This is a genomic window from Amycolatopsis sp. BJA-103 (genome assembly GCF_002849735.1).
GTDB lineage: Bacteria > Actinomycetota > Actinomycetes > Mycobacteriales > Pseudonocardiaceae > Amycolatopsis.
In genome coordinates this window covers 9,405,496-9,432,139 of the sequence record NZ_CP017780.1, presented here as the reverse complement: position 1 = coordinate 9,432,139, position 26,644 = coordinate 9,405,496, and the positions used below count along the sequence as shown (strand labels likewise).

23 protein-coding genes are annotated in these 26,644 nt (G+C 69.8%); 10 read left to right on the top strand and 13 right to left on the bottom strand.

Annotation, left to right across the window (positions count from 1 at the left end; translation table 11 throughout):
• Positions 1-2: 2 nt before the first annotated feature.
• The 5 genes from BKN51_RS42595 to BKN51_RS42575 all read right to left on the bottom strand — a co-directional run bounded on the left by BKN51_RS42595 (position 3) and on the right by BKN51_RS42575 (position 5,708).
• Complete coding sequence (locus BKN51_RS42595) at positions 3-1,730, bottom strand: aminotransferase class V-fold PLP-dependent enzyme (RefSeq protein WP_101612941.1); 1,728 nt, start codon at positions 1,728-1,730, stop codon at positions 3-5.
• Positions 1,727-2,494 carry an amino acid ABC transporter ATP-binding protein gene (locus BKN51_RS42590; protein ID WP_101612940.1) on the bottom strand — a complete coding sequence of 256 codons (768 nt, stop codon included), beginning with the start codon at positions 2,492-2,494 and terminating at the stop codon, positions 1,727-1,729. The genes BKN51_RS42595 and BKN51_RS42590 overlap by 4 nt, the downstream gene beginning before the upstream one ends.
• A complete protein-coding gene (locus BKN51_RS42585; protein WP_101612939.1) occupies positions 2,487-3,386 on the bottom strand; it encodes an amino acid ABC transporter permease in 900 nt (299 codons plus the stop codon). Before BKN51_RS42585 ends, BKN51_RS42590 begins: the two co-directional genes overlap by 8 nt.
• Positions 3,373-4,335, bottom strand: coding sequence for an ABC transporter substrate-binding protein (locus BKN51_RS42580; RefSeq protein WP_101612938.1), 963 nt, complete (start codon positions 4,333-4,335; stop codon positions 3,373-3,375). Before BKN51_RS42580 ends, BKN51_RS42585 begins: the two co-directional genes overlap by 14 nt.
• A 155-nt stretch (positions 4,336-4,490) precedes the next feature.
• Positions 4,491-5,708 (bottom strand): glycosyl hydrolase family 8, encoded by a 1,218-nt coding sequence (locus BKN51_RS42575; RefSeq protein ID WP_101613822.1) that lies wholly within the window; start codon positions 5,706-5,708, stop codon positions 4,491-4,493.
• A gap of 140 nt (positions 5,709-5,848) precedes the next feature.
• Here BKN51_RS42575 and BKN51_RS42570 point away from each other — a divergent pair, with 140 nt between their 5' ends.
• Positions 5,849-6,250: a TIGR03618 family F420-dependent PPOX class oxidoreductase gene (locus BKN51_RS42570; protein ID WP_101612937.1), complete on the top strand. Its 402-nt coding sequence runs from the start codon at positions 5,849-5,851 to the stop codon at positions 6,248-6,250.
• Positions 6,251-6,342: 92 nt separating this feature from the next.
• On the opposite strand, the gene BKN51_RS42565 is transcribed toward BKN51_RS42570, so the two are convergent.
• The 3 genes from BKN51_RS42565 to BKN51_RS42555 all read right to left on the bottom strand — a co-directional run bounded on the left by BKN51_RS42565 (position 6,343) and on the right by BKN51_RS42555 (position 10,517).
• The gene (locus BKN51_RS42565; protein ID WP_101612936.1) at positions 6,343-7,548 is read right to left on the bottom strand and encodes a GTPase; all 1,206 of its coding nucleotides are present in this window, start codon (positions 7,546-7,548) and stop codon (positions 6,343-6,345) included.
• On the bottom strand, positions 7,545-9,311 hold the full coding sequence (locus tag BKN51_RS42560; protein ID WP_101612935.1) for a dynamin family protein: 1,767 nt from the start codon (positions 9,309-9,311) through the stop codon (positions 7,545-7,547). The genes BKN51_RS42565 and BKN51_RS42560 overlap by 4 nt, the downstream gene beginning before the upstream one ends.
• A 126-nt stretch (positions 9,312-9,437) precedes the next feature.
• The gene (locus BKN51_RS42555; protein ID WP_101612934.1) at positions 9,438-10,517 is read right to left on the bottom strand and encodes an IniB N-terminal domain-containing protein; all 1,080 of its coding nucleotides are present in this window, start codon (positions 10,515-10,517) and stop codon (positions 9,438-9,440) included.
• A gap of 294 nt (positions 10,518-10,811) precedes the next feature.
• On the opposite strand from BKN51_RS42555, the gene BKN51_RS42550 reads away from it, so the two are divergent.
• From BKN51_RS42550 to BKN51_RS42510, 9 genes are all read left to right on the top strand, one after another.
• Positions 10,812-11,993 carry a molecular chaperone DnaK gene (locus tag BKN51_RS42550; RefSeq protein ID WP_233223966.1) on the top strand — a complete coding sequence of 394 codons (1,182 nt, stop codon included), beginning with the start codon at positions 10,812-10,814 and terminating at the stop codon, positions 11,991-11,993.
• The gene (locus BKN51_RS42545; RefSeq protein WP_101612933.1) at positions 11,990-14,350 is read left to right on the top strand and encodes a helix-turn-helix transcriptional regulator; all 2,361 of its coding nucleotides are present in this window, start codon (positions 11,990-11,992) and stop codon (positions 14,348-14,350) included. Before BKN51_RS42550 ends, BKN51_RS42545 begins: the two co-directional genes overlap by 4 nt.
• Positions 14,351-14,933: 583 nt before the next feature.
• Positions 14,934-15,605 carry a HEAT repeat domain-containing protein gene (locus tag BKN51_RS42540; RefSeq protein WP_101612932.1) on the top strand — a complete coding sequence of 224 codons (672 nt, stop codon included), beginning with the start codon at positions 14,934-14,936 and terminating at the stop codon, positions 15,603-15,605.
• A complete protein-coding gene (locus BKN51_RS42535) occupies positions 15,606-16,628 on the top strand; it encodes a MerR family transcriptional regulator (RefSeq protein ID WP_101612931.1) in 1,023 nt (340 codons plus the stop codon). It abuts the gene before it with no gap.
• A gap of 32 nt (positions 16,629-16,660) precedes the next feature.
• Positions 16,661-18,070, top strand: coding sequence for a M28 family metallopeptidase (locus BKN51_RS42530; protein ID WP_101612930.1), 1,410 nt, complete (start codon positions 16,661-16,663; stop codon positions 18,068-18,070).
• A gap of 7 nt (positions 18,071-18,077) precedes the next feature.
• Positions 18,078-18,671 (top strand): hypothetical protein, encoded by a 594-nt coding sequence (locus BKN51_RS42525; RefSeq protein ID WP_101612929.1) that lies wholly within the window; start codon positions 18,078-18,080, stop codon positions 18,669-18,671.
• A 37-nt stretch (positions 18,672-18,708) separates the two neighbouring features.
• Entirely contained in the window at positions 18,709-19,617 is a 909-nt protein-coding gene (locus BKN51_RS42520) for an ornithine cyclodeaminase family protein (RefSeq protein WP_101612928.1), read from the top strand.
• A gap of 111 nt (positions 19,618-19,728) precedes the next feature.
• A complete protein-coding gene (locus BKN51_RS42515) occupies positions 19,729-19,983 on the top strand; it encodes a hypothetical protein (RefSeq protein WP_101612927.1) in 255 nt (84 codons plus the stop codon).
• Between the two features lie 46 nt (positions 19,984-20,029).
• Complete coding sequence (locus BKN51_RS42510) at positions 20,030-20,824, top strand: LmeA family phospholipid-binding protein (RefSeq protein ID WP_101612926.1); 795 nt, start codon at positions 20,030-20,032, stop codon at positions 20,822-20,824.
• Positions 20,825-20,854: 30 nt separating this feature from the next.
• Here the strand turns inward: BKN51_RS42510 and BKN51_RS42505 are convergent, their stop codons facing one another.
• The 5 genes from BKN51_RS42505 to BKN51_RS42485 form a co-directional block, all read right to left on the bottom strand.
• Positions 20,855-21,955 (bottom strand): peptidase inhibitor family I36 protein, encoded by a 1,101-nt coding sequence (locus tag BKN51_RS42505; RefSeq protein ID WP_101612925.1) that lies wholly within the window; start codon positions 21,953-21,955, stop codon positions 20,855-20,857.
• A gap of 135 nt (positions 21,956-22,090) precedes the next feature.
• Positions 22,091-22,684 (bottom strand): hypothetical protein, encoded by a 594-nt coding sequence (locus BKN51_RS42500; RefSeq protein ID WP_101612924.1) that lies wholly within the window; start codon positions 22,682-22,684, stop codon positions 22,091-22,093.
• Positions 22,681-24,282, bottom strand: a complete 1,602-nt coding sequence (locus BKN51_RS42495) for a substrate-binding domain-containing protein (RefSeq protein WP_369862440.1) — start codon at positions 24,280-24,282, stop codon at positions 22,681-22,683. The genes BKN51_RS42500 and BKN51_RS42495 overlap by 4 nt, the downstream gene beginning before the upstream one ends.
• A 17-nt stretch (positions 24,283-24,299) precedes the next feature.
• Entirely contained in the window at positions 24,300-25,454 is a 1,155-nt protein-coding gene (locus tag BKN51_RS42490) for a toxic anion resistance protein (protein WP_101612922.1), read from the bottom strand.
• The gene (locus BKN51_RS42485; RefSeq protein WP_101612921.1) at positions 25,454-26,542 is read right to left on the bottom strand and encodes a hypothetical protein; all 1,089 of its coding nucleotides are present in this window, start codon (positions 26,540-26,542) and stop codon (positions 25,454-25,456) included. The genes BKN51_RS42490 and BKN51_RS42485 overlap by 1 nt, the downstream gene beginning before the upstream one ends.
• Positions 26,543-26,644: the final 102 nt, after the last annotated feature.

Sequence of the window (26,644 nt, the reverse complement as noted above, 5' to 3'; positions counted from 1 at the left end):
CGTCAGGTGCCCCGGATCTCGTTCAGGTAGTTGTAGATCGTGTACCGCGTGACGTCGAGTTCCCCGGCGAGGTGGTCCACCGAGTCCTTGATGAGGAAGAACCCCGCCTCGTCCAGTTCCCGGACCACGGCCGCCTTGTGCCGCTTCTTCATCAGGTCCACCGGGATCCCGGCCTTCGTGACCGCGCGCCCGACGAGGAACCGCTGCAGGCTGTCGACGTCCGGCGGGAACGTCTCGGGTTCGTGCCCGTTGGCCTTCGGCGCCCCGTCGGTCAGCCGGTTGACGCACAGGCAGCCGATCGCGACCCCGTCGGCGTCCCGCAGGAACACCGTCGATGACCGGATCGCGCGTCCGTCGGGGCCGTGGGTTTCGTAGTTCGTCAGGTCCTGTGTGGTGCCGCGGCGCACCAGGCCCAGCAGGAGATCCGTCATCGGACCGCCGACCGTCCGGCCGGTGAGGTCACCCGCGATGGCGACGATCGAGTCCGGCAGCCTGCTCAGGTCGTGCAGCAGGACTTCGTTGCCCGGCCCCAGCATCGCCGCGAGCGCGTGCACCGCCGGGACGAGCGCGGTGAGCAGATCCCCCGACGCCGCCGACGCGACGACAGGCGCCTCGAAAACGCTGACCGGTTTCGTCAAGCGTTCCAGTGCCGTGCGCACCAGTTCCGCCGTGCTCGCCGGTGTCGACGCGTGTGGGGACAGCCGGACGTGCTCCGGCCGTACGGTCGCGGCGATCCCGGCGTTCGCCAGCGCGGAGCCGACCTGTTCGGCGGCGTGGCCGGGCACAGTGAACGCGAGGATCCCGGCCCGCCGCTCGACGGCCGAAACCACCTCGCCGCCCACGGATTTCACGACCTCTTCGAGTTCTCCGACGCGTTCGGCGATCCGTCCGGCGATGGCCGCGACACCCGCCTCTTCCACCAGTTCCAGAGCGGCCGCGAACGCGCCCGAGGTGATCGGGCTCAGGTTCGAGATCGACCACGCGGCCGCGGTGTCGTCGGCCGGATGGATCTCGTCGTCGAACAGGCCGGGGTCACGGGCGCCGGTCCAGCCGGACAGGATCGGCTCCATCCGCTCCAGCGCCCGGTCGGACAGGACGGCGAAGCCGGTGCCCCAGCCCGCCCGCAGCCACTTCTGACCGCCGACGACGAGCACGTCCGCGACCTCCCACGGCGCCTCGGTCACCCCGAAGCCCTGGATGCCGTCGACGACGAGAAGCCGGTCCCCCACCACCTCGCGGATCGCCGCCAGATCGGCGCGGTACCCGGTGCGGAAGTCGACAGCGCTCACGCTGACCAGCGACGTCTCCGCCGTCAAGGCCGCCTTGACGGCGTCCGCCGTGACGTTCCCCAGCGGCAGCCGGCGCACTGTCAGCCGTCCAGCCTGTTCGGCCCGCGCCCACGGGTACGTGTTGGCCGGGAACTCCGACGCCGAGACCAGCGCCTCGCCGCCCGGGGCGTTGAACGCGGCCTGGAACAACCCGAGACTGGTGTGCGGCAACAACACCGTGTGGTCGGTGTCGCTGCCGGAAAGCCGTGCGGCGGCGGCCTTGGCCCGGGTCTCCTGCCGCATCAGGTCATCCACAGTGGACGGTCCGGCCTTGGTCGAGGCGTCGAGCAGGCTCGCCGTCGTGTCGAGCACGGCGTGCGACGGCGGCCCGAACCGGGCGAAGTCGAGGTACCCGGCCGGCTCGCCGAACTGCAGCAGGTACCGCGGCGAGATCCGCGTCATGCGAGGACCCGGGCCAGGAACTGCTTGGTCCGCTCGTGCTTCGGCGAACTCAGGATCTCCCCCGGCGGGCCGGTCTCGACGACCGCGCCGTCGGCCATGAACACCACCTCGTCCGCGGCCTCGGCCGCGAACCCCATTTCGTGCGTCACCACGACCATCGTCATCCCCTCCGCGGCCAACGTACCCATCACCGCCAGCACCTCGCCCACGAGTTCCGGGTCGAGCGCCGACGTCGGCTCGTCGAACAGCATCAGCTTCGGTTTCATCGCGAGCGACCGGGCGATCGCGACCCGCTGCTGCTGCCCGCCCGACAACTGTGCCGGATAGGCGTCGGCACGGTGCGCGAGGCCGACCCTGTCCAGCAGGTCGAGCGCCTGTTCCCGGGCCTCGTCGGCCGGGACGCCGAGCACCCGCACCGGCCCCTCGACGACGTTCTGCAGCGCCGTCCGGTGCCCGAACAGGTTGAACCGCTGGAACACCATGCCGATATCGCGCCGCTGACGGGCGACTTCGCGTTCCTTCAGCTCGTACAGCTTCCCGTTCTTCAGGCGGAACCCGATCGGCTCGCCGTCGACCCAGACCTGTCCGGCGTCGATCGTCTCCAGATGGTTGACACAGCGCAGGAACGTGCTCTTTCCCGCGCCGGACGGGCCGAGCAGGCAGACCACCTGTCCTTTGTGGACTTCGAGGTCGATCCCGCTCAGTACTTCGGTGTGGCCGTAGCTCTTGCGGACTCCGACGGCCTTGAGCAGCGGCTCAGCCACGTTCACTCCTCACCAGCGGCGCGGTGCGCAAAGCCTTGGCGGCACGGGAGAACGGACTTCGCGACCGGTCTTCGGAGTCGAAGGCCCGTTCCAGATAGTGCTGCCCGACCCCGGCGACGGTCACCACGACCATGTACCAGACCGCGGCGGCCAGCAGCGTTTCCATCACCAGCAGGTTGTTGGACGAGATGTTGTTCGCGGCGTGGATCAGTTCGGTCACGCCGATCACCGACGCCATCGACGTCCCCTTGAGCATGTTGATGAAGTCGTTGCCGGTCGGCGGGATGATCACCCGCATCGCCTGCGGCAGCACCACCCGGCGCAGCGTCGCGCCGGGCGACATCCCGATCGACTTCGCCGCCTCCGTCTGTCCACTGTCGACACTGTTCAGCCCGGCGCGGACGATCTCCGCCATGTACGCGCTTTCGTTGAGCGCCAAGCCGAGCAGCGCCGCGGTGAACGCGGTGATCAGCACGTTGGTCTGCTCGTGCAGCAGGTATCCGCCGAACGGCAGCGGGATCGAGATGAACTCGAAGACCAGCGCCAGGTTGTACCAGATCAGGATCTGCAGCAGCACCGGAAGTCCGCGGAACAGCCAGATGTAGCCTGCCGCGAACCAGCGCGCCACCGGATTCGCCGACCGGCGCATCAGGGCGATCACGATCCCGATGACGATCGCCGAACCCTGCGCGATCACCGCGAGCAGCACGGTGTTGAGCAGACCGACCGCCATCACCCGGTACCACAGGAACTCCGGGACGGAATCCCACTGGATCTGGGCGTTCCCGAGCGCGATCCCGAGCAGGACCAGCAGCACGAGGATGACGACGGCGCTGACCCAGCGGCCCCAGTGCCTCAGCCGGACGATCGGCAGCGGTTCAGCTTCCGCCATTGAGCTTCGCCTCCTTGACCGCGCCCTGCTCGACGCCCCAGGCCTGGAGGATCTTGCCGTAGCCGCCGTCGGCGATCAGGGACTGCAGCGCCTTCTGGACGGCCTCGGCCAGCGGCTTGTTCTCCTTGTTGACGCCGATGCCGTACGGCCCGCCGTTGAGCGGCTCGCCGGGGACGACCTCGAAGAACTTGCCCTCGCCCGCGGTCCGCGAGATGTAGACCGCACTGGGCAGGTCGTTGAGGATGGCGGCGACCCGCCCGGTGCGGAGCTGGTTCTGGTTCTGGGTGTCGCTGTCCGTCGCGGTCACGGTCAGCGCGGGCTTGCCGCCCTGCGTGCATTTGCCGTTCTGTTCTTCGGCGAACTTCTGGTGGCTCGTGCCCTGCACGACCGCGACGTTCTTGCCGCACAAGGTGTCCGGGCCGGAGATCCGGTCGGGGTTTCCCTTGCGGACCATGATCGTGATTCCGGAGGAGAAGTAATCGACGAAATCGATCTGCGCCTGACGCGTCTTGGTGTCGTTCATCGCGGCCATCGTGAGATCGACGCGGCCGGACTGGAGGCTCGTGATCAGCGAACCGAACGCCATGTCCTGGTGGTGCACGGTGACGCCCAGCTTCTTGCCGATGGCCTTGGCGAGGTCGACCTCGTAGCCGATCGGGGTCTTGCCGTCGGCGGCGTAGAAGTTGTTGGGCGCCGACTGCAGGTTCGACGCCAGGTGCAGCATCCCGGCCTGCGTGTATTTCGCGGGCAGGACGACGGCGGAGTCCTTCTGGACGGACTCGATCAGGGCGGTCGTGTCCGGGATCGCGGCGGGCGCCCCCGGTGCCGCGGGTTCCTGGCCGCCTGCCCCGTCGGGCCCGCCTCCGCAGGCCGCGGTGACGAGTGCGGCCAGGCCGGTGAGCACGGCCAAGCGCCAGGTTCGGGTCTGGGTGTGCGGCGTCGACGGCATGACGGACCTCCACAGGCTTCGGATGGTCGCCGACGCTACAACTGCCTGTTGAAGAGGTCAACTGATAGTTGAAATCTTGTCCGGTGGGTGTCCGTAGCGCGCGTGAAGGCCCCCTTCCCTCTGCTCAGTCGAGGGAAGGGGGCCTTCACGGGAGGTCAGACAGCGATGTAGTTACCGGAGAGGATGAGCAGGACCTGCACGGTGATGCCGGTGCCGTAGTAGTCCGTGGCGTTCGGCGTCCACGTGGTGACACGGGTCCACAGCTTGTCCAGCCAGGCCTGGCTGCCCGGGTCGTTCATCGCAGCGATGGCGAACGACGCGGTGAAGCAGGGATGCTGACCCGTCTCGCCCGAGATCTTGGCGCCCGACAGCGTGTAGCCGGTGGTGATCTTGGCCGGGTCGCCGCCGGTCGTCTGCTGGATCCAGGTGTTCATCTTCCGCACCTGGCCCTGCGCCGGGCTGCCCGAGACGGTGACACCGTCGACGCCGAGGCGCCACGGGTCACGGCAGGCGTTGTAGCTGTACTTGTCGTCCTTGCCCTCGAGGAAGTCGAACGGGGCGGGCTTCGGCGTGGAGTTGGTGTTGACGACGAAGTCCGGGATCAGCCCGGTCTTCGGCGCGTACTGCTGCTGGAGCTGGGTGACGGCCTGCTCCTGCCGGGTGCGGACCTGCCCCCAGAACGAGTCGCCGGTGGCCTTCTCGAACGCGCGGAGGTGGCCCGGCATCCAGTCGGAAGAACGCGAGCTGTTGATGTACTTGCCGCTGTCCGCCCAGTCGGCCAGCCGCATGAACTTGGTGGTGGGGTGCACCTCGCTGCGCTTGATCGCCTTGATGATCCGCAGCGCCTCGGCCTTGTAGTTCACCGAACCGCCGCTGCCCCAGACCTTGTCGGCGATGAGCAGGCCGTAGGCGATTTCGAGGTCGCCGTCGGTCGCCGAGTCGGTACCGTTGACGCTCTTGCAGTTCGCGTCCTGCTCGGCGGCGTGGAGGTCCTTGTCGATCGACGAGGGGTGCGCCTTCACGAACTTCAGGATGCCGTCGAAGACGGTGCGGGCCTGCGAGTCCTTGTCGCCCATCATGGCCGCGATGGTCATCCCGTAGCCCTGACCCTCGGCGACGAAGGCGTGGTCGGCGTCCGGCGCCTTGACCGCGTAGGTGCCCGTCCCGCACTTGGTGGTGAGGAAGTTCTTCTTCCAGAAGTCGTAGTACTTGGCGAGTGCCGCGTCCTGCGTCGCCTGGGACACCGACGGGCGGAGAACGCCTGGCAGGTAAGGGGTTCCTTGAGCGGTGGCCGCGGTGGCGGGGGCGGTCGTGGCGACCAGCCCGGCGGTCAGCGCGGCCGCGGCCAGCACTGTCCGAACGGTCTTTCTCATGGCTCCTCCGGAAACGTCGTTGGTGGCGGCGGCGCTTTTCGAGGGTGACATCCGGGTCGGCCAAAAACAAGAGAGTTAAGAAAGTTTCCTTACTATTACCTCAAATGACGCTTAAGTGAACGGTGGCCTAGCGTGAGCACATGACGATCGACCTGAGCGCGCGCGGCGAGACCTTCCGGGAATTCTGGACCGAACGGCATCTCGCCACCCTGACCACCGTCCGCCCCGACGGGACCCCGCACGTCGTCGCCGTCGGGGTCACGGTGGACTTCGAGACCGGGATCGCTCGCGTGATCACGTTCCGCTCGTCCAAGAAGGCCCGGATGATCAAGGAAGCGGACGAAAAGGGCATTCCGGTCGCCGCCTGCCAGATCGACGGCCCTCGGTGGTCCACTTTGGAGGGACGGGCGGTGCTGCGCGAGGATCCGGAGTCGGTGCGCGACGCCGAAAACCGTTACGCCGCGCGCTATCGGGAGCCCAAGCCGAACCCGGAGCGCGTGGTCATCGAGATCACCGTGACCCGGGTGCTCGGCAACGCCTGACGCGGGACCAGCCCCGGAGCTGAAGGGGCCTTTCCCCTCGTCACATGCGGCGAAGGGCGCTTTGCCCTCATCCCATGCGGGGAAAGGCCCCTTCAGGCCACGAAGAGGCTGAGCAGTCCTTCCACCGAGCGGACGATCACGCGCGCCGCGGCCCGTTCGGCGTGCGCGGCGTCGGCCCGTTCCGCCTCGTGCCGCCATCCGGCGAGCGCGCTTTCGGCGCCCGCGTGGATCTCGGCCGGGTCCGCGCCGGGTTCGAGGCCGAGCCGTTCGGTGGGCGCGAGGCCCTGCGCGCCGAGCAGCCGGGCGGCCTCCTCCGCGACTTCCCCGGACAACGCCGTGCGGCCGCCGCGGATGTCGGCGATGAGCCGCAGTTCCCGGAAGTCGTGCGCGGCCGCGGCGAAACGCTCCACGCGTGCGGCCAGCCGGTCGCCGTGCGGGATCGGTTCGGCGGCGAGCAGGCCTTCCAGCCGCAGCACCGCCGTGCGGGCCTTCAACGCTTCGGCCCTGGCGACGAAGCATCCCGCGAGCGCGTCCCGCAGGTCGCCGAGACCACTGCGGTGCACGAGTTCCGCCGAAAGCTTCAGCCTGCTCTCGCAGCCCGTGCGGATCAGGGTGATCGCGAGCCGGACGCCGTAGAGCCCGAACCGCGAAACCAGGTGTTTCCTCGACTCCGGCGGGACCCCCACCGGGAACGGATCGTCCACAAAGGAATCCACGGACAGGAGATACCGTTCCAGTTCTTGACGGGAGACCGTCGCCAGCGCGCGCAGCACCGCGAACTCGTCGTCCCGCAACGCACGCCCCGCGTAGCCCAGTTGCCCGGCGACGGCGATGACTCCCTGGAACCCCGCGCAGTTCGGATCCTCGCGCCAAGCCCGCCGCGCCAGCTGTTTCGCGGTGAGCAGCGCGTCGATCCGGCCCGCGCCGACCTCGTCGGCCCTGCCGAGCACCAGCACCGAGTTCACCGCGCTCTGCCGCGCGAACGCCGAACCGCCCACCGGCCGGGCACCGGCGAGTTCGTCGGGTTCGAGGTGGCGCACCAGGCGCACCGTCGCGTCGACGTGTTCGGCGAGCGCCGGGGTGTCGAACAGGTCGAGGTCACGCAGGGCCCGCGTCGGCCATTCCGACAGCGCGGAGACCAAGGTGGACTTACCGGTCCCCGGCGTGCCGACGAAGCCGACGCGCAGCGGTTCTTCCAGTCTCTCCAGGCATTCGTGCAGCATCGCCACCGCGTGCGGGCGGTCCCGGTAGAGCGCCGCGGCCTCAGTCACCAGTTCACGGACATCGAGAGCGGTCACGCCGAGAGCTCCCGGCGCGGCGCCGCGCCGCTGCCGAGCGCGCCCGCCTTCCGGTGCAGGGCGGCGAGCCGGTCGATCTCCTTCTTGACCCGCTGGGTGCGCCGGTCCCGTTCGGCGGATCCGGCGATGATCAGTTCCCGTTGGCGGGTCAGCTCTTCCGCGAGGTCGTCCGACAGCGCGGCGAAATGGTCGCGCAGCCGCCGCTGGACCTGGCGGATCTCGTCCTTGATCTCCTTGCTGAACCGGATGAACACGTCATCGACGTGGCGCTGCGCCGCGGCTTTCGCCAGCGCTTGCCGCCGCTGCAACCGCATCCCGCCTTCGTCGCGCACGCTCTTCGTGGCGAACGCGACACCGGCGCCGAGGGACACCGGGTTGATCAGCGGCAGCCCGGCGAGACTCGTGACCAGGCCGAACATCAGCACGCCGCCGTAGGAACCGCGCAAGCCGGTGAAGAGTTTCTGCCCGATCTTGAACCGCTCGATCTTGGGGGCGCCGACCTCGGGGATCGAGTCCACTCCGGATCCGGTCAGCGGCAGTTCCGGTGCCTGGCCGTAGCGCGGCCCGAAACTCGTGGCGACCGCGTGCGCGATCCACGTCGACCGGTCGGACACCCAGTTGTAGTTCGTTTCGACGGCCTCGGCGAGGTTCTCTTCCAGCCAGGTCTGGAAATCCGGCCAGATCTGCACCGGGTCGCCTTCGTCGAAGGTGCGGTCGATATGCCGCACGATCTGCCGGGTCCGCTCGCGCAGGTCGTATTCGGCGTCGGACACCAGATCGGTGATCTCGTCCGACAGCAGGTTCTGCCAGCGGACGTTCTGCCGCCGCAGTTCCTCGGTGCGCCGTTGTGCCTGGTGCAGCAGGGTGACCTGGTCGACTCCGTTGTCCTGTGAGACGGCGTTGAGTCGCGTCTGCAGGGTCTCGACCAGCTCGACCGCCGCCGCGCGGACGCTCACCGCGGCGGCGAGCGCCCGGGTGCGTTCGATCGGGCGCGAGGCCTGTTCCCCCACCCAGTTCAGGAGTTCCGGGAAACCGGACCTTCCGTTGAGGCCGGCGTCACCGGCCTTCGCGGCGGCTTGGCGCACCGTCGCGGACACGGGGAACACATCGGCGACGACGCCGGTCTCGGAAAGCGCGGTGCGGTTGCGGGCGGCGAGTTCACGCCAGTCCGGGCTGACGTCGATCTTGGTCAGCGCCAGCACCAGCGCCGGGCACCAGGTCCGGATGTGCCGGGCCAGCGCGAGTTCGGCGGGCTGGAGTTCCTGCGTCGCGTCGGAGACGAGGATCACCGCGTGCGCGTCGGCGAGGACGTCGAGGGTGGCCGCCGTGCGCGGCGAGCGCGGATCCCCTATCGCCGGGGTGTCCACCAGCACCAGACCCGTGCCGAGCAGTTCACGCGGCAGGCCGACCTCGACCCGGCGCAGGGAACCGGGCGGCCGAATCTCGAGTTCCTTGGCGAGCTCGGCCACCGGCACGCTTTCCCTGGCGTGCCCGACCAGGGTGGCGGCCGCGTCGGGGGCGTACCCGATCTCGGTGGGGACGGCGGGGGTGCTCGCGTCCCCGACCGCGCAGACCGGGGCGTTCAGCAGCGCGTTGAGCAGGTATCCCTTGCCCTGCTTGGGAAAGCCGACCACCGCGATCCGGGTGCCCGGAACCCGCTGGTCCCGTCTCCGCCGCAGGCGTTCGGCCAGGTCGGCGCGGCCGTGGGCGGCACAGGCGTCCAAGGTCTCGTTGAGCACGTCGAGCCAGGCGGGGGCTGTCACGGGGATGCAGTGTTCCCTTAACCAAGCACGGAATCAATGTGGCATGGGCCAACATGCCGCGAGGGCCCCGCGACCAGGTGCGATCGCGGGGCCCGAGCACACGGTAAGAGATGAAAGATATTCAGCTCAGCCGATGTGGATGTCGTTGTGCGAGGCGATGTCGCCGGCACCGAGGTTGATGTCGCCCACGTGGCCGATGTTGTTGGCCACCCCGGAGACGACGTCGTGCACGTCGTTGACGCCCGCGTGGTTCGCGACGTCGTTCACGACGTTGTCGGTGACGTCGGTCGCGACGTTGTCGGTCACGTCGTTCGCGATGTTGCCGTTGCCGATGTCGTGCGCCTTGCCCGCGATGTCGTGCACCTTGGTGGTGACGTCCGCGACACCGACCTGGCCGATGACGCTGGTCAGGTCACCCACGGTCGACAGGAAGTCCGGGGCACCGCCCGCGACACCGTCGACGCGGGGCAGGTCGCTGTTCAGGTCACCGACGGCCGGGACCGAGTCGACGGCCGGAACCGCGTCCACGACCGGGACGTCGTGGACCAGGTCGGTCGCGGTGTCGACGGCACCGTTGGCGAGGCCACCGGCCTGGCCCGCGGAGACGGCGTCGAGCTCCGAAAGGTCACCGGTCAGGCCGAAGCTGCCGATGGTGTTCTGCGCGAGGGCGGTCACGCCGGCGGCGGCGTTCGACACGTCGGTCACGTCGGAGACGGCCGGGACGGCGGGCAGGCCCGGGAGGTCGACGGGCAGGTCGCCCACGGCGGGCACGGCCGGGACCGCGGGCAGGCCGCCCAGCTCCGGCAGACCCGGGAGACCGGCGTCGGGCAGGCTCGGGAGGCTCGGCAGTTCGCCGGCACCCGGGACGGCGACCGGCAGGCCGGCGGTCAGCGCGGTGAGCTGGTCGATCGCGCCCTGGACACCGTCGGCGCACTCGCCGTCGGTGCCGTTGACGACGTTCGCGACGCCGCCGAAGCCCGCCAGGTTGTCGGCGGTCGCGGCGGCGGTTCCGGTGACGTCGGTGACGGTGTCGACCGGGACGAAGTCGAGCACCAGCGGGACGACCTCGTGCACGTCGGCGGCGTTGATGTCACCGAGGCCGGCGTCGGCGAGGACCTGCTGCGGGTCGTTGGCGAAGGCCGCGCGGGCGGCGGTGTCGTTCAGCAGGTTCAGCGTGAAGTCGTGCAGGGTCTGGACGGAACCCATGGAAGGACTCTCCTGGTGGTCTAGTCGGTGGGGCTGGCGCAGCGGCCGGAGGGCACGGCTGAGCGCAGGTCACCGAAGTTAGTGAGCCGGTACCTCTCAGCACATCGGGGATCACTCCTGGTCGTCGCCCACTCAGCCAATAGGGGATCGGTATGACATCGTTAGGGCGTTAGGGGCTTAACCGAGACGCATCCGGTTGGGTTTAATGCCAACCCTCACCCGGATGGGTCAAGCCGTTCGGGTGAGTGGCCCTATTAGGTCCTTAGGGGCTGGTCAAGCGAAGGAGGATGCTCGTTGCCCTACGTCCTCGGCATCGATATCGCCTCGACCCGCACCACCGCCGCCACCTGCGTGAACCAGGGCGACGGCTGGGGCGTGCCGGAGCCGTCGTGGCTCGGCGCGCGCGGCCCGTCGGCGGCGTCCGCGGTGTTCCTCGACGACGACGGCTACCTGCTCACCGGGGACGCCGCCGTCGAAGCGGGCCGGTCCGCGCCCGCCCGGCTGCTGACCGGGTTCCACGAGCGGATCGGTGACGACGTCCCCGTGATCGTCGGCGGTGAACGGTTTCCGGCCGAATCCCTCAGCGCCGTCCTCGTGGACGCCGCGGTGGATCAGGCGGCCGAGCGGTTCGGCGAGAAACCGCGGGACATCGTGCTCACGCACCCCGTCGGCTGGGGTTCGTTCCGCCGTGACCTGCTGCGCCGGGCACTGGCCGAAGCAGGCTTCCCCCGCGCCATGCTGGTACCGGCCCCCGTCGCCGCGCTGCACACGTACCTTGCCCCGCAAGGCGAAGTAACCGCCGGTGTCTGCGAATTCGGCCCGGACGGCGCGGTGGTCACGATCGCCACCGCCGGGATCAACGGCTGGCTGCCGGTCAAGACGGTGGAAGGCGTCGACCCCGGCGAGGCCATCGGCAAGGTCTTCGAACTCGCGCACGGCGCCGGGATCCAGCCGCAGGCGCTGGCGGGCATCGTGCTCTGCGGCGAGGCCCCGCCGGTTCCCGGCCGGACGCCGTGCCCCGTCTTCGCCTCGAGTGATCCGGTGCTGACGGTGGCGACCGGCGCGGCCAACATCGCCGCGCGACGTGACGTTCCGCAACCCGCGAATGCCGTGGCGACCGTGGAAACCACCCTGCTCCCCCGCGTCGACGACACTCCGGAGCTCACCGAGCGGCCCGAACGGCCGCCGGTGGACATCACCCCGTTCCCCTTGCCAGAACGCACCGGGGCGGCGAAACTGCTCAGCCGTCGCAAGCCCCTCGTCGCCGGGACCGCGGTCGCGGTGCTGGCCGCGACCGCCCTGCTGCTCACCTTGACCACCCGAGAAGCCACCGCGGACAAGGGTCCCGAAGCCCCTCCCACCACGCCGACCTCGTGCGCGCCGCCCACCCCCGGCGCCACCACCGTGTCCAATCCCCCCAACCCGGCTGATTCCCCTTCTCCCTTCCCAGCCGCTTCCCCCGAAGGTCGCTGTTGAACGCACTGCTCGACAAGCCCGGCATCATCCATCCGGGTGCCCGGCGTCTGCTCGACGAGGTGACCGCCGCCCCGGAACTCCCGGTGCGGCTCACCGTCGTCGCCCCCGGTGGGCACGGGAAGACCCATCTGCTCGGCCTGCTCGGACGCCACTACGCGAGTGCCGGTGTCGAGGCCTTGCTGGTCGACGACGCCGACCAGCTCGGCGAAGACGAGATCGCGAAGATCAAGGCGCGGGCGGAGGAAACGGCCGTGCCCGTCGTACTCGCCTGCAGAACGACGGGGCGGACCAAGGCGCTGCGCGCGCTCGCGGATTCCTTCGGCAGATCCGTGTCCTTGGGCGCGTTCGGCGTCGACGACGTCCGGCGGCTCGTCGAGTACGCCGGTGGCGACGGGGCCACGGCCGGAGAAGTCCACGTCAGAACCGGTGGTGTGCCGGGGCTCGTGCTCCGCGCGGTCACCGGCGGGCTCGCGGACTTCCGCGGCGAGCTCGAGCAGCTGGACGAGGACGTGCACCGCTACCTGATCGCGGCCGAGGCAGGCGCGGGCCGGAATCTCGATCTCCTGGCGGCACTGCTCAACCGCGATCGCGAAGGCCTGCCGGAGGTCTTCGACGACGCCAGGGCGACCGGGCTCCTCGGCGAGGACGACGTCCTGCTGCCGATCGCCGCGGAAGCCGTCCGCGCCTGGGGGTCACCGGGACGACGGCTGACGGTGCTGCAACGGCTGGTGGAACTCCAGCTGCGCGACGGACTTCCGGTGCTGGACCTCGCTCGTTCCCTGCTGGGAACGGGAAGTTCGGGCGCGAGCGCGGCGGCGGCCTTCGAGGCGGCCGCGCGTGAGGCGATGCCCGACGACACGAAACTCGCGGCGCGGTTCTACGAAGCGGCGTCCGAGGCCGGTGGGCGCGGCGCGGCGCTCACCGTCGGCTGGGCGCACGCCGCGGCGCTGGCCGGAGACCTCGACACCGCACTCCGCCTCGGCGACGGCATGCTCGGCGGCACTTCGGACACCGACGCCAGGGCCGCGGGCGCCGAAGTGGCCGCGACCGTGCTGGCGCATCGCGGCGAACTGGCGCACAGCGCCGAGCTGTACCAATGGTCCGGCCGGGCCGGATCGAAGGCGTTCGCTGCGATCGCCTTGCTGGGCACCGGAAAACTCGAAGCCGCCCAGGGTGTCCTGGAGACCCCCGAAGTCCCGACCCTGTTCGCGAACGCCGCCTCACGGACGGCGCGCGCGATCACCGGCTCGGTATCGGGCTGCGGCGCCGAAACCCTGTCGGCCCTGCTCGGCGCGGCGTCGATGCTGGAATCGGCCGGGGCGCCGGCACCGCTCCCGGACAGCCCGGCGGCCCTCGCGGCGTTGGTGGGACTGCATTCCGGCGAACTCGCGCTGGCCGAATCGGTGCTGAGCCGCGCGGTGACCGGGCGGATCGGCGGCGACCTGCTCGCGAAACGGCACCGGCTGCTGCTCGGCTGGGTCGCGATGACCGCGGGCGACCTCAAGACGGCCGCCGAAGCCCTGATGCCACCGGACGGCCTCGAAGCCCGCGACGAACTCTTCGCCGCCACCCTGCAACTGGGCTTAGCGCGACGGTCGAGCGACCTTCCCGGGATGCAACGATCCTGGGACCGCGCCTACCAGGCGACGATGCGCCAGCAGCCGGACCTGTACTCGCTGCTGCCGCTGGGAGAACTCACGATCGCGGCCGCACGGGGCGGCGCGAGCGCCAAACTGGCCGGGCACCTGGAACGGGCGCACACCGTCCTCGACGCTCTCGGCAACCCTCCATTGTGGACGGCCACCCTGCGCTGGCACGAACTGCACGCCGCCATCACCGTCGAGGATCATTCTTCGGCCGGAGACCATCTGGCAGCGCTGAACACTTTCGCGCCCTGCGGCCGCTATCCGGCCGCACTCGCCGCCGCCGCGAGCGGCTGGCTCGCGGTCCTGACCGGGAGCTTCGATCCCGAGGTCATCACCGCGGCGGCATCGGAACTGCACGAACTCGGGCTCTGCTGGGACGCCTCCCGGCTGGCCGGGCAGGCGGCGATCCGGACTTCGGACCGCAAGGCGATGGTCCAGTTGCTCGAAGCGGCCCGGCAGTTCCAGGGCCGCGCTCCGGAGCCCGTCGCGGCCACCGGTTTGAGCACCCTGAGCGAACGGGAACTGGAGGTCGCCCGGCTGGTCGTCGACGGGCTGACCTACAAGCAGGCCGGGAGCAAGCTGTTCATCTCGGGCAAGACCGTGGAACACCACATGGCCCGGATCCGGGGGAAGCTCGGGGCCGGGGACCGGCGGGAGCTGCTGGCCATGCTGCGGGAGCTGCTGCCCGCGACCGCCCCCGAAGCGACGTGAAGCCCTAGCGGCCGGTGGTTTGCGGCGGGAAAAGGCACAGGTGGCGTGACCAGCCTCTGTGGTGAAGGACCCCTTCGCCAGCCTCAAGGTCGAGAGGTGGCCTTCGCGGCATGGTTCTGGACTGGCCTGCGGGCGCCAGCCTTCCCCGAGTGTCCACAAGGGACATCACCTGACAGCTGAATGTCCGATTGATGGCTAGATGTGCGGTTTTCGAGGGGTCGCTCCGGTCTTGGTACTTGATCAACGGAGGATCGGGGACACTCAACGTCCCCGATCCTCCGTCGATCAAGACCGTGCCACCCCACAACCTCGCGGACGGCAGCCGAGTGGGGAGGATTTGGGACGTTGAACGTCTCAAATCCTCCCCACTCGCCCACAACGGCATCCAGAACAAGCGCTACAAGCCACCGAGATGACATCAGGATCCAGTGGGCAGGCAATACGGGTCCGTTAGAACCCGAATCGCCACTCACGACCACCCTGCACGGCCGCGCCTCGGCCGCCTCACCCGATAGAAGTCCGGGCTCCGTGCTTGACCTTGACATCGTGACAAGGTCTTCACTGTGGGCAGGAGGTGATCCCCATGGACACGACACAGAGGACTTCGCCGGACATGCGGCTGCTCGACGCGTTGAGCTCGGAGAGCTCGTCGGCGCGGCTCCAGGCGGCCCTGGCGGCCGGGACGTACCCGGAGGCCCGGTTCGTCGAGCCGCTGGTGACGCGGTGCGCGATCGAGCCGGACTTCTTCGTGCGGGACATGCTGACCTGGGCGCTGACCCGCTTGCCCACGGAGAACACGGTGCCCGCGCTCGTGACGGAGCTCGGTTCCGAGGTCACCCAGGCCAGGAGCCAGGCGTTGCACACGCTGTCCAAGATCGGCGACGTCACCGCGTGGCCCGCGATCACCCGGTCGCTGCTGCACGACGCCGACGACGAGGTCGCGCGAAGCGCCTGGCGTGCCGCCGTCGTCCTCGTCCCCGACGGGGAGCGGAAGGAGCTGGCCGGGGACCTGGCCACACAACTCGGCCGCGGTGACCGGGCGGTACGGCTGAGTCTCAGCAGGGCGCTCGTCGCGCTCGGAGACGAGATCGAGCCGGCCCTGCGGACGGGCCTGGCGAGTGCCGACCCCGAGGTGCGTGCGCACGCCCGCGCCACGGAGCGGCTCCTGCGTGACCCGGAGGCCGCTTTCGACCCGTCCGTCGACGAGGCGAAACGGATCGTCGCGCTCGGACCGGAACGAGCAGGAGGAGCGTGAATGCTGATCGGTGAGGTGGCGCGCCGCTCGGGGGTGAGCAGCCGGATGCTGCGGCATTACGACACCCTCGGGCTGGTGCGGCCGACGGGCCGCACCTACGGCGGCTACCGCGAGTATTCCGACGAGGACATCCGCCGGATCTTCCACGTGGAGAGCCTGCGGTCCCTCGGCTTGTCACTGCGCCAGATCGGGCGTGCCCTGGAGGATCCGGCCTTCGAGCCGTCCGATCTGGTCGGCGACCTCATCCGGCGGACCGAGGAACGCCTGGCGCGGGAACAGGAGTTGCTCGATCGGCTCCGTGCGGTCGACGCCTCGGCGCCCTTCGGCTGGGAAGGCGTCTTGCGCATCGTCGAGCTCCTGCGCGGGCTCAACTCGCCCCACGCGGCGCGACGGCAGCAGACCGTCCTGGCTCCGGCCGAAGACGTGCCGGTGCCCACCGAACTGCTGGCCGGGGCGGTCCTCGCCGAAGCCGATCCGAACGTCGCCGGAGCCCTGCGGTGGGCACTCGCGCGGGCGGGCGGTGACGGTGTGGCGAGTCTGGCGGCCGGTACGCGTTCGGAGGACGTCGAGGTCCGCCGGCGCGCGGTCCTCGCGATCGCCGGGATGCCCGGTGACGACGCGGCCGCGGTGCTGACGGAGGTACTCGAAGACCTGGACACGGCCGTCCGCGGGCGTGCCGCGCTGGCCTTGGGTTCGCGGGGCGAGACCGTCGCGGTACCGGCCCTCGTCCGCATGGTGGCCGAGGGCACGACCGACGTCGAGGCGGCCGAGGTCCTCGGAACCCTGGCCCGCGACGCGGGCTGCGCGGACCGGATCATGAGCGCCCTGACCGCCGAACTAGCCGCACCCACCGCGGACCCCGCGACGCGGATCCGCCTCACCCAGGCCCTCGTCGAGATGCCGCCGGAACCGGCGCTGGGCGTCCTGCGGACCCTGGCCGGAGACGACGATCGCACCGTCGCCCTCCTCGCCTCGGCCCTCGCGGGGGTACTCGAACCTCGCGCTCATCCTTTTCGCGGGTAGACGCCCGATGCCCGCACGCGTAGGAACGAAGGATGGCTGAGGAAAGGTCCAGACGAGTTTTCCTGTCCACGTCGGCCGCGCTGTCGGCGGTCGCCCTCACCGGCGTCCCGGCCGGTGCCGAACAGCCGGGTGATCGCGGGCCCGGCGGATCCCTTGCCCCGCAACGGCCCGACGCGGAACTCCGGGCGATCCTGCGGGAGATCGACGAACACCGCATCGAGGCCACCGTCCGCAGGCTCGCCGCCTTCGGGACGCGGCACACGTTGTCTTCGCAGACCGATCCCGTCCGGGGCATCGGCGCCGCCCGCGACTGGATCTTCGCGGAGCTGACGAAATCCGCGGAAAGATCGGGCGGCCGGATGAAGGTCGAGTTGCAGTCGTACGTGCAGCCGCCCGCCCCGCCCCGGATCCCCGTCGCCACCACGATCACCAACGTCGTCGCCACCCTGCGCGGATCCACCACGCCCGAACAGGTCCACGTCGTGTCGGGTCACTACGACTCGCGGTGTTCGGATCCGCTCGACGCCGTCAAAGACGCGCCGGGCGCCGACGACGACGCCTCCGGAGTCGCCGTCTCGATGGAGCTCGCCCGGGTGTTCGCCACCCGCCGCCCGGCCTCGACCATCGTGTTCGTGGCCGTCGCGGGTGAGGAACAGGGCCTGTTCGGGGCGCGGCATCTGGCCACGCTCTACAAAACGGCGGGCACGAACGTGCGCGCGATGTTCACCAACGACATCGTCGGATCGAGCCGGGCAGACGACGGGACAAGGGATCCGCGCACGATCCGGTTGTTCGCCGAGGGCGTGCCGACGTCGGAAACCCCCGCGCAGGCCGACATCCGGCGCGCCGTCGGCGGCGAGAACGATTCGCCGTCCCGTCAGCTGGCCCGGTTCGTACGATCGGTCGCGGAGAACGACGCGACCGGGATGTCGGTGCGGGTGATCTACCGGCGCGACCGCTACCTCCGGGGCGGCGACCACATCCCGTTCCTGGAGCAGGGATATCCGGCCGCGCGGTTCACCGAACCGCACGAGGACTTCGCGCACCAGCACCAGGACGTCCGGGTGGAGAACGGCAAGCAGTTCGGCGATCTGCCGGAGTTCTGCGACTTCCCGTTCATCGCCAGGGTCGCGCGGGTGAACGCCGCCACGCTGTGGTCGCTCGCGACCGCGCCCGGCGCCCCCGAGGACGTCCGGATCCGGACGAACCAGCTGACGAACGACACGGATCTGGTGTGGCGGCGCGGAACCGAGCCGGATCTCGCCGGTTACGAGGTCGTCTGGCGGGAGACGACGGAGGCCGAATGGACGCACGTGATCGGAGTCGGCGACAGGACCGAGGCTAAGGTCGACCTGTCGAAGGACAACGTGTTCTTCGGCGTGCGCGCGGTCGGGAAGAACGGCCGCCGCGGCCCGGTCGCGTTTCCGACACCTTTGAGCTGAGGCCCCGATGACGATCACGCCCGGCGATCTCGACGCGGCGGTGACCAGCGTGGTGAGCGACCTGCGAAAAGCGGCGGACCACGACTGGTCGTCGGCCTCCGGCACCGGCGAACTGAACGCCTGGCGGACGGCCGAGCACCTCGGTGACTGCCTCATCTCCTACGCCGGGCTGCTGATCGCGCGGCCGTCGACGCCGCGGTTCGTCTGCTTCGAAGCCGTCGCCGACAGCGCCGCGACTCCGTCGGAAATGCTGGAGTTCGTCACGGTCGGCGGCGGCATCCTGGGCGCCACGCTGCGCACGGTGGCCCCGGATGTCCGCGCGTACCACCCGAGCGGCCGCGCCGACCTCGAAGGTTTCGCCGGAATGGGCTGCGTCGAGACCCTCGTCCACGGCGAGGACATGGCCAGGGGGCTCGACGTCACCCTCGATCCGCCCCGCGAAGTCTGTTCGCGGGTCCTCGCGCGGATGTTCCCGGGGGTGGACGCCGACGGCCTCGATCCCTGGACCGCGTTGCTGTGGGCCACGGACCGCGTGGAACTTCCCGGACGCCCGTCCCGCGCGGGCTGGCAGTGGCAAGGCGCACCGCTGGACGGTTGCTGAAGGCTCGCTGGCAAGGTGACTCCTGAGAGGAGTCCTGATGCCACGAACCCTCAACGCCGACGAGGTCCGCGCGGCCGTCCCCATGCGGGACGCGGTCAAGGCGGTCCGCGACGCGTTCGCCGAACTCGACGCCGGGCACTTCACCCAGCCGGAACGACTCGTCTTCGGCGACGGGCGGGTGCTGGTGATGACGGCGTACCACGAACCGTCGGCAACCGGGGTGGTCAAGACCCTCGGCATCCGGCTGGACCGCGACCCGGCGATCCTCGGCACCGTGGTCTGGGCGGGCGCGGGCGAACCACTCGTCGCCGACGCGACCGCCGTGACCGCGCTGCGCACCGGCGCGGTCACCGGCGTCGCGACCGATCTGCTCGCCCCACCCGATGCCGGGCGCCTCGCGCTCCTCGGCTCCGGGGCGCAGGCGGGCGACCAGGTCCGCGCCATCGCCGCGGTCCGGGAACTGCGCGAGGTCGCGATCCACAGCCGCACCGCCGGGAACGCCCGGTCGCTGGCGGATCGGCTCGGCGCGGAGTTCCCCGCCGTGGCCTTTCGCGTCGCCGAGTCCGTCGAGGACGCCCTCGCGGACGCGGAGATCGTCAACTGCGCGACATCGTCGGAGAAGCCTCTCTTCGCCCTGTCCGCCCTGCCCGAGAACGTCCACGTCAACGCGATCGGCTCGTTCCGGCCGTCGATGCGTGAACTGCCGGGGGAACTGCTCGCCACCGCGTCGCTCGTGGTCGTCGACCAGATCGGAGCCGCGCTCGAGGAGGCGGGCGAGGTCATCGAAGCCGTCGAGGACGGCCTTCTCGACCGGGCGTCCATCGTGGAGCTCGGCGCGGTTTTGCGGGAGCCTCCCGCGGTCTCGGGGAGGACCGTGTTCAAGTCCGTCGGCGTCGCCGCCCAGGATTGGGCCATCGCACGGTCACTGGCGGGCTACGAGGAGTAGGTGGATACGGCCGATCGGCGCAACTTGGCCGTTGAAGCGTTTGCCGTCGCGGAATCCGGGAACTTTTTCGGCATGTCCAGATGGCGAACCACCAGTAGGAGCAACACGGCCGTGCGGGTCATCACCGGCATCGGCGCGCTGTTCGCTTTCATCGAGCTGCTGTACATGGTCATGGTTCTCGCGGGAGCCAACGCGGGCAACGGTTTCTTCATCTTCATCCAGGCACTCGCCGGACCTCTGGCGTTGTTCTGGCCGGGGCTGTTCCCGGTGAGTGACCCGAATCTCGCGGTCATCCTCGACTACGGTCTGGCCGCGGCGTTCTGGGTGATCCTGGCGGGCGTGATCGCCCGTTTCGCGGCCCGCTGACCCCCCTGCGGCGGCAATCGGCGTCCCGTTCGGCGACACTGGTCGGATGAGCGAAGGCAGATGGTTCGAGCTGAACCCCCTTCCCGAGCTGTTCGGCCTGGCAGCCGCCGGGCGGGCGCTGTTGCCGAACGTCCCGGTGACCCCGGCCGCGGTGCTCAAGACCGTGACCGAACAGCTGGTCGGGCGGCGGCTGACGACCAAGGTGGACGGGCACGACGTCGGGCTCACCCTGACCGGGCTCGACTACCAGGCCGACAGCCTCAGCCTGGCCGCCACCGGCCGGATCGGCGACGTCCGCATCGTCGTGGAGGACGTCGACTGGCCGGAAACGCCGCTGGAACGCATCACCGTGCTGGCGTCGAACGTCCGGCTCCGCTCGCTCCCGTCCCCCGCCGCCATTCCCGACCAGGTGAAGATGGCGATCCGGGTGGCGCCCGAGATCCTGCGGGCACGGGTCGCCGAAGCCCGGCCGGGCATCGTCGTGACCCCCGGCGACGACGGGAATTTCCACGTCCGCTGGGAAAAGCGGCCCCGTTGGGGACATCTCGTACTGGAGTCCACTGTGGAGGACGACGCCGTCGTCCTGCGGCCGATGGCCGTCCACATCGGACGGCGCCGCTTCGGCCCGCCGTCGCGGCTCAAGCCGATCGTGCTGCCTCTGCCCGAACTCCCGCAAGGGATCCGGCTCACCGCGGTCGAAGCGCACGACGGTCACCTCGTCCTGCACGCGCTGGCCGAGGAATGGCCGGAAAAGCTGTCCACGATCCCGCTCGGCGACCTGCTGGGCTGGGTGATGACGGCCGTCACCACGCTGACCCTGCCGAAGCTCGGCGGCCGATAGTCAGCGCGTGACCATCGGCCGCCGAACGGATCAGCTGTGCAGTCGTCCTTCCGCGACGCGGACCGCGGGCGCGGCAGGCGTCGCCGCCGCGGCGCTTTCCGCCTGGGTTCCGGCGGAGGACCGCACGAGCCCGGCCGACTTCCCGCACACCTTCTTCTTCTCGTCCGACGTCATCTTCTTGCCGACCGTCCTGGTCTGGCCCACGACACCGGGAGCGGGGCCTTCACCGCTGAAGTTCCAGACGTACCACTGGTGGTGGCCCCATTTGCGCTTGTCGAACCACATGTCGTACGAGCCGCTGGCCATCCGCATCACCGGTGAACGGTCCAGGCCCGCCCAGTAGCCCGGGTTCACCTCGATCCGGGTCTCGACGCTTTCGCTGGTCTCCCAGCCCCATTCCTGGCCCCACGTGCGCTTGTAGGCGACCGACCAGTCGACGAGGAACTGGAAGCCCGCGGTCACGCTGATCTCGTTCGACACCGTGTTCTTGCCGCTGCGGGTGTCGCGTTTGCCGATCACCTGGGTGATCTTGTTGGCACTGCAGTTGTACACCGTGTCGACCCGGCCCCAGCTGCCGTAGAAGTCCTGGCCGCGCTGGTCGACGTGGGCGTTGCAGTTCTTGGTGGCGCGGCCGCAGTCCTTGAGCAGTTCGGCCCGCGAGGGGCCGCGCGAATACACCACGGAGCTGCCGCGGTCGTTCATGTTCGACCCGTAGTTGGCGCTGTCGTTGGCGTACCACTCCTGGCTTTCGCCCTGGTATTCGGCGTGCTCGTACATCGTGATGTAGCAGTTGTTGAAGGTCTGGAACGAGGAGATCTTGTCGTTCCAGTCACCGAGGAAGCCGAGGGTCTGATTGGTCCCCTCGACGCACGGCGACCCGGTGACGGCCAGGCTGGCGCCGCCGAAGTTGCCGTGTTCGTACAGCACGCTGATCACCGTCGCGGAGGCACCGACCTTTCCGGCCGACGCCGCGGCGAGGGACTCGCTGACGCTGTCGAAGCACCGGATCGCGCCGGTCGCCGTGTCGGCGACGCAGTGGTCGCCGCGCTGCTCGGCGTTCGCCGGGACACCACCGGCGAGACACACCATGACCGCGGCCAGGACGGCCGCTCCGAGTCTGTATTTACGCACGTCTGAGCTCCCTGGGAGAGACGGAACGCCGACCTCGACCGGATCGGCGTCGCCCAGTCCAGCGCAGGGAACCCCGGCTTGCCCATGCAGAACGACCGGCAGACTGGTTCCCGCTTGCCGCTGATCGGGACCGCCTCAGGCCTCGCCCCGCTCCCGCAGGTATCGCGTGTGATCGGCCTGCTGATGGACGTCGCCGGCGTAGAACCGCTCCGCGACCCGGTGCGCTTCGGTCTCCAGCAGCTCCAGTTGCGCGAGGAGTTCTTCCGACGCGCTCGGCTCGCCGCTCGCCCGCCTTTTGGCGGCGAACCACCACGGCAGGTTGAGGTAGGTCTGAACGGAAAGCGGCAGATCCGTCCGCGCCAGCCTGGTCACGGAATGCTGGACGTCCGGGTTGGCCGACAACCGCTTCGTCCGGGACAGCATGTCGTCGAGCACCTCGACGATCCGCCGCACACCATCCACAGAGGACTCCGGCATGCGCTGTGCCTGCGCGGTCACCTTGCCCACCAACGAGTCGAGGTCCGCGCGCAGCTGCCCGGCCTCGGCGACGGCGTCCACCGGCACCAGCCGGACCCGTTCGGGCGGCGCCAGCAGGGCGAAAACGGCGTACAGCCCGGCGACCACCACCGGCCACAGCCCGCCGACCACACCGGTCAGGTACAGCACGAGCCCGATGAGCCCGCCGACACAGCCCGCGAGGTTCTTCGTGGAGCCGAAGTACCGGATCATTGGTACCCGCGGATTTCCTGGAACACCTTGGGCAGCACGTCACCCCGCGCGTCGAACACGTTGCCGCCGGTGCGTTTCGCGACCTCGCCGAGTTCGGCGGAGTCGCCCTCGCCGAAGATCACCGTGAACACCGGGATCTGCCGCATCGGCTCCGGCAGCGACGGGAACTTCCGCTGGAAGTCCTCGAAGGTGGAGCCGCTCGCGTTCTCCCCGTCGGTCATCAGCACGATCGAGGTGAACCGGTCGGGGTCGCGCGCGACCAGCGGGCCCATGATGTCGTACGCGCGCTGGAGACTGTCGTAGATCGCCGTGCCGCCGTTCGCGTCGAGGTCTTCCGCGAACCGCTTGATCTTGTCCAACGTGGGCTGCGGATCGCCTTCCGGCACCGCGAAGGTCTCCGGGCTGCGGGGAACGGTGTCGAACGGCAGCATCGTGACCTCTTCGCGGCTGCGGAACCGGCGGTAGCGGCCGGTCAGCGAACCGTCGGCGCCGGTCAGCCCGATCAGCGCGGTGCGCAGCGACCCGATCCGGTCCCCCGCCATGGAACCGGAGGTGTCGAGCACGTACAGCGTCCGCGACGGACGCCGGATCTTGTCGAAGTAGGCGCCCAGCAACGCGTCGACCGCTTGCTGTGTCGCGGGGAACGGCAGTTCGACGAGGTCCTTCCGCGCGAACTGCTGTCCTAATGGGACTCCCGGAACGACGGGGCGGCGCTGCGTGGTCTCCATGATCTTGCGCTGCGTGTCCGGTGTGCGCAGCCGCTCGGCCAGTTTGCGGTGCGCGTCCCGCGCGTCGGCATTCGCGCTCTGCAGCAGGGTGAGCGGGTAGTCGGCGGTGACGACGCCATCGGAGGGATACACCAGCGTCAGCGGTTCGGGGAGTTTCCCGCTCGCGTTCATCGACAGCAGGACGGACTCGTAGTTGATCAGGCCGTCGACCTTCTTGCCGGGATCCTGCCCGCTCGCCCGCCGTTGGTAGGCCTCGGAAAGCCAGCCGGACGAACCCGCCGACATCGCCTGCGCGCTGAAGAACTCGGTCAGTTTCGGCGTGACGGAAGCGATCTGCTGCGCGTCGATGGCGTTGCCCGCACCCGCGAGCGCCGACGCGACCCCGACGAGGGCCGAGAACCCGGAGTTCGACGCCGACGGATCGGTCATGCCGTAGGTGAAGGCCTTCTTCCCGGCCTGCTCGGCGATCTCACCCCAGCCCACCGGCCGCCCGGCCCAGCCGAGCCGTTGCGCCGCCGACGCGGAAAGCCCGAGCACCACCGGAGAGCTCATGATCTTCACCTGCTCGCCGAGCCGTTTCGCCGCCTCCGGAACGGCCGCGGGATAGCGGTTCGACGAGAACCAGACGGCGTCGTACTGCCCGTCCGCCTTACCGTTCGCGAGCGACTCGGTGCCTTCCAGCGTCCCGGTGAACTGGAACTTGACCTTGACCCCGGTCGCCGCCGCTTCCTGCTCCAGCAACGGTTGCAGATCCGCCAGCTCGCTTCCCGCGAGGACGCGCAGAGTGCCGGCCTCGGCCTCCCCCAGCCCCGTCGCGCCTTCCCCCGAATCGCAGGAAACCAGTGACAGCGCGCAGATCGCCGCCAGCATGACCACCGTCCAGCGTTTCACGATGCCCCCTCGGCCGTCGCCGTCTCGTGAGACCGGCGCAGATGGTCTTCGGCCCGCCGGATCTCCCCGGACAGCGCCTCCACGGTCGCCGCCATCGTCGAGACGGCCCCCGCCTTGAACTCGTCGATCGCGTCGATACTGCGGTAGATCCGCTCGAACGACTCGCGGATCGTCGCCACCGCCACCGCCGGATCACTGCCCGCGCGCTGGATCTCGGCGCTGCGCAGCTCCAGCAGTTCGGCGTTCGCCCGGATCAGCCCGTCGGTGGTCGCCCGCACGGCCCGGACCTCGTCGAGGACGTCCTGCTGCCCGGCGAGCGCGCCGCTCACCAGCAGCGCGACCCGCAACGCCGCGACCGTGGTCGACACCGCCCGCTCGATCCCGCGGATCAGCTCGTCGTTGTTGCGCCGCACCAGATCCAGTGCCAGATAACCCTGCGCGCTCACCGCGAGCTGGGTCAGCAGGTCCTGGTGCCGCTGCCGGATCGGATGCAGCGCGTCGGCCCGCAGTGACCTGGCCCGCGCGGGATCGGTCAGGTCGAAGATCCCCACCTGCCGGTCGATCGCCGCGTCGACGGCCTCGGCGAACGCGGCCGCCTCCGACAGCTTGCCGAGCGTCCCCCACAGCCGCTCCCGCTCCCCCTTGAGCGCGGCGTTGTCCCGGCGCAGAACGTCCTGTCGCGCACGCAGGTCCAGTACCAGCGCGTTCACCGGCTCGTTGGCGGCGCGGTAGCGGTCCAGCGCCTTCTTCGCGCTGCCCGCGACGGGGATCAGCCCCATCAGCTTGCGGCCGGTGATCGGCAGTTTCGCGGGGTCGATCTCGGCCACGGTCCGCCGGAGCCCGGCCAAGCTCACCGTCGCCTGTTGTTGCGGTGACGCGATTTCCGCCAGCGCCCGCGTCGAACGGTCCAGCAGCGCACCGGCGACGGTGGCCGCCGCGCGCATGTCGGACTCGCCGACCGCGAGCAGTTCGTCCAGGACACGGGTGAACTCCGGCGATCGGACGTCGAGCGCTTCGAGCCGCGCGGCGAACTTCTCCGCGCGGCCGGCGATCTCGGCGTGGACCTCCGGGCCGAGGGTGACCAGACCGGCGGCCCGCTCGGCCGGGATCGCCTCCACCGGTTCGGGTGGAGTGAGCGTGAAATCGTCCATCAGTACTGCTTCTTCACGGCGTCGAGCAGACGCTCCAAGGTTTCGAACGACGGCGGCTCGACGGCGTCCACCAGATCCGCGGGCACCGGCGCCTTGGCCGCGGCGACGACGTCGGCGAACAACCGCGGGTCCCCAGTGCGGAAACCGAAGGTGGCGGCGAGTTTCCCCAGTTCGGGATCGGTCGCCAGCAGCCTGCCCACCTGATCGCCGTTCGGCTTCAGCGGCACGAGCGTGTGCTTGGAGTACACCGTCGGCGCCGTGTAGAGCAGGCGCATGTCCGGCCGGATCGAACCGTCCGCGCGGACCAGCCTGTCGACGAACTGCGATTCGTAGATCAGCGCCATCGGCGTCTTGCCCATTCCCGCCGCGAGGTAGTCCTCGAACGGGCCTTCGGTGGTGTTCTGCGTGTAACCCTGGTCGAGGAACAGCTTCGACACCCCGGGCAGCACCTTCGCTTCGGCCTCCGGCGTGCTGACCACGTTGTTCCCGTTGGCGACGAAGGAAACGATCGACAGGTACATCGCCGCCGAGTTCGACTCACGCGGATCCGTCGTCGTGACCAGCACGTTCTTGCGCGCCGGGAAGGCGGTGTTGCCGGGAAGCTGGTCCCAGCGCGTGCCCTTCTGCGCGAGTTCGAGGTACTTCGCGACGTCGAGCACCTGATAGTCGCCCGCGCCCTTGCGCACGATCCCGTTGGCGGCCAGCAGGTTCACGATCGGCTCGAAGGTCGCGATCGCCATCGGCGACTGGAACGGCGTGTGCACGCCGGTCACCTTGTGGTCGCGCTGGATCCGCTGCGCGGCGGGCGACGAAGACGGGAACGCGAACTCGTACGCGCCGAGGTCCATGCTCGCGATCTGCCGCGAACCGGCGGTGTCGACGTCCACCTTCAGGCCGTGCTCGGCGAACGCGTCCGCCACCCGCTTGTCGGAGAAGAACGCGAGCTTCTCCGAACCGATGACCCCGCGCACCGTGGTCAGGCCGGTCCCCCGCGCGGTGTCGTCGTCACCGCCCCGGCCCCAGACGATCACGGCGACCACGGCCAGCAGCAGCACCACTGCCAGGCCGATCGACAGACGGCGTTTCACCGGCCCACCCCCTCGTTCACAGGCCTGATCCTTCAGCCCGTTCACCTCATTTGACGCGCGGGCGAGCCATTTCGAAGTGAACGATCGATGAACGGAAGAAGT

Coding starts and splice junctions, on each gene's coding strand:
- BKN51_RS42595 (WP_101612941.1), bottom strand. CDS start 1,730: ATGACGCGGATCTCGCCGCGGTACCTGCTGCAGTTCGGCGAGCCGGCC.
- BKN51_RS42585 (WP_101612939.1), bottom strand. CDS start 3,386: ATGGCGGAAGCTGAACCGCTGCCGATCGTCCGGCTGAGGCACTGGGGC.
- BKN51_RS42580 (WP_101612938.1), bottom strand. CDS start 4,335: ATGCCGTCGACGCCGCACACCCAGACCCGAACCTGGCGCTTGGCCGTG.
- BKN51_RS42575 (WP_101613822.1), bottom strand. CDS start 5,708: ATGAGAAAGACCGTTCGGACAGTGCTGGCCGCGGCCGCGCTGACCGCC.
- BKN51_RS42570 (WP_101612937.1), top strand. CDS start 5,849: ATGACGATCGACCTGAGCGCGCGCGGCGAGACCTTCCGGGAATTCTGG.
- BKN51_RS42555 (WP_101612934.1), bottom strand. CDS start 10,517: ATGGGTTCCGTCCAGACCCTGCACGACTTCACGCTGAACCTGCTGAAC.
- BKN51_RS42540 (WP_101612932.1), top strand. CDS start 14,934: ATGGACACGACACAGAGGACTTCGCCGGACATGCGGCTGCTCGACGCG.
- BKN51_RS42535 (WP_101612931.1), top strand. CDS start 15,606: ATGCTGATCGGTGAGGTGGCGCGCCGCTCGGGGGTGAGCAGCCGGATG.
- BKN51_RS42530 (WP_101612930.1), top strand. CDS start 16,661: ATGGCTGAGGAAAGGTCCAGACGAGTTTTCCTGTCCACGTCGGCCGCG.
- BKN51_RS42525 (WP_101612929.1), top strand. CDS start 18,078: ATGACGATCACGCCCGGCGATCTCGACGCGGCGGTGACCAGCGTGGTG.
- BKN51_RS42520 (WP_101612928.1), top strand. CDS start 18,709: ATGCCACGAACCCTCAACGCCGACGAGGTCCGCGCGGCCGTCCCCATG.
- BKN51_RS42510 (WP_101612926.1), top strand. CDS start 20,030: ATGAGCGAAGGCAGATGGTTCGAGCTGAACCCCCTTCCCGAGCTGTTC.
- BKN51_RS42500 (WP_101612924.1), bottom strand. CDS start 22,684: ATGATCCGGTACTTCGGCTCCACGAAGAACCTCGCGGGCTGTGTCGGC.
- BKN51_RS42495 (WP_369862440.1), bottom strand. CDS start 24,282: ATGCTGGCGGCGATCTGCGCGCTGTCACTGGTTTCCTGCGATTCGGGG.
- BKN51_RS42490 (WP_101612922.1), bottom strand. CDS start 25,454: ATGGACGATTTCACGCTCACTCCACCCGAACCGGTGGAGGCGATCCCG.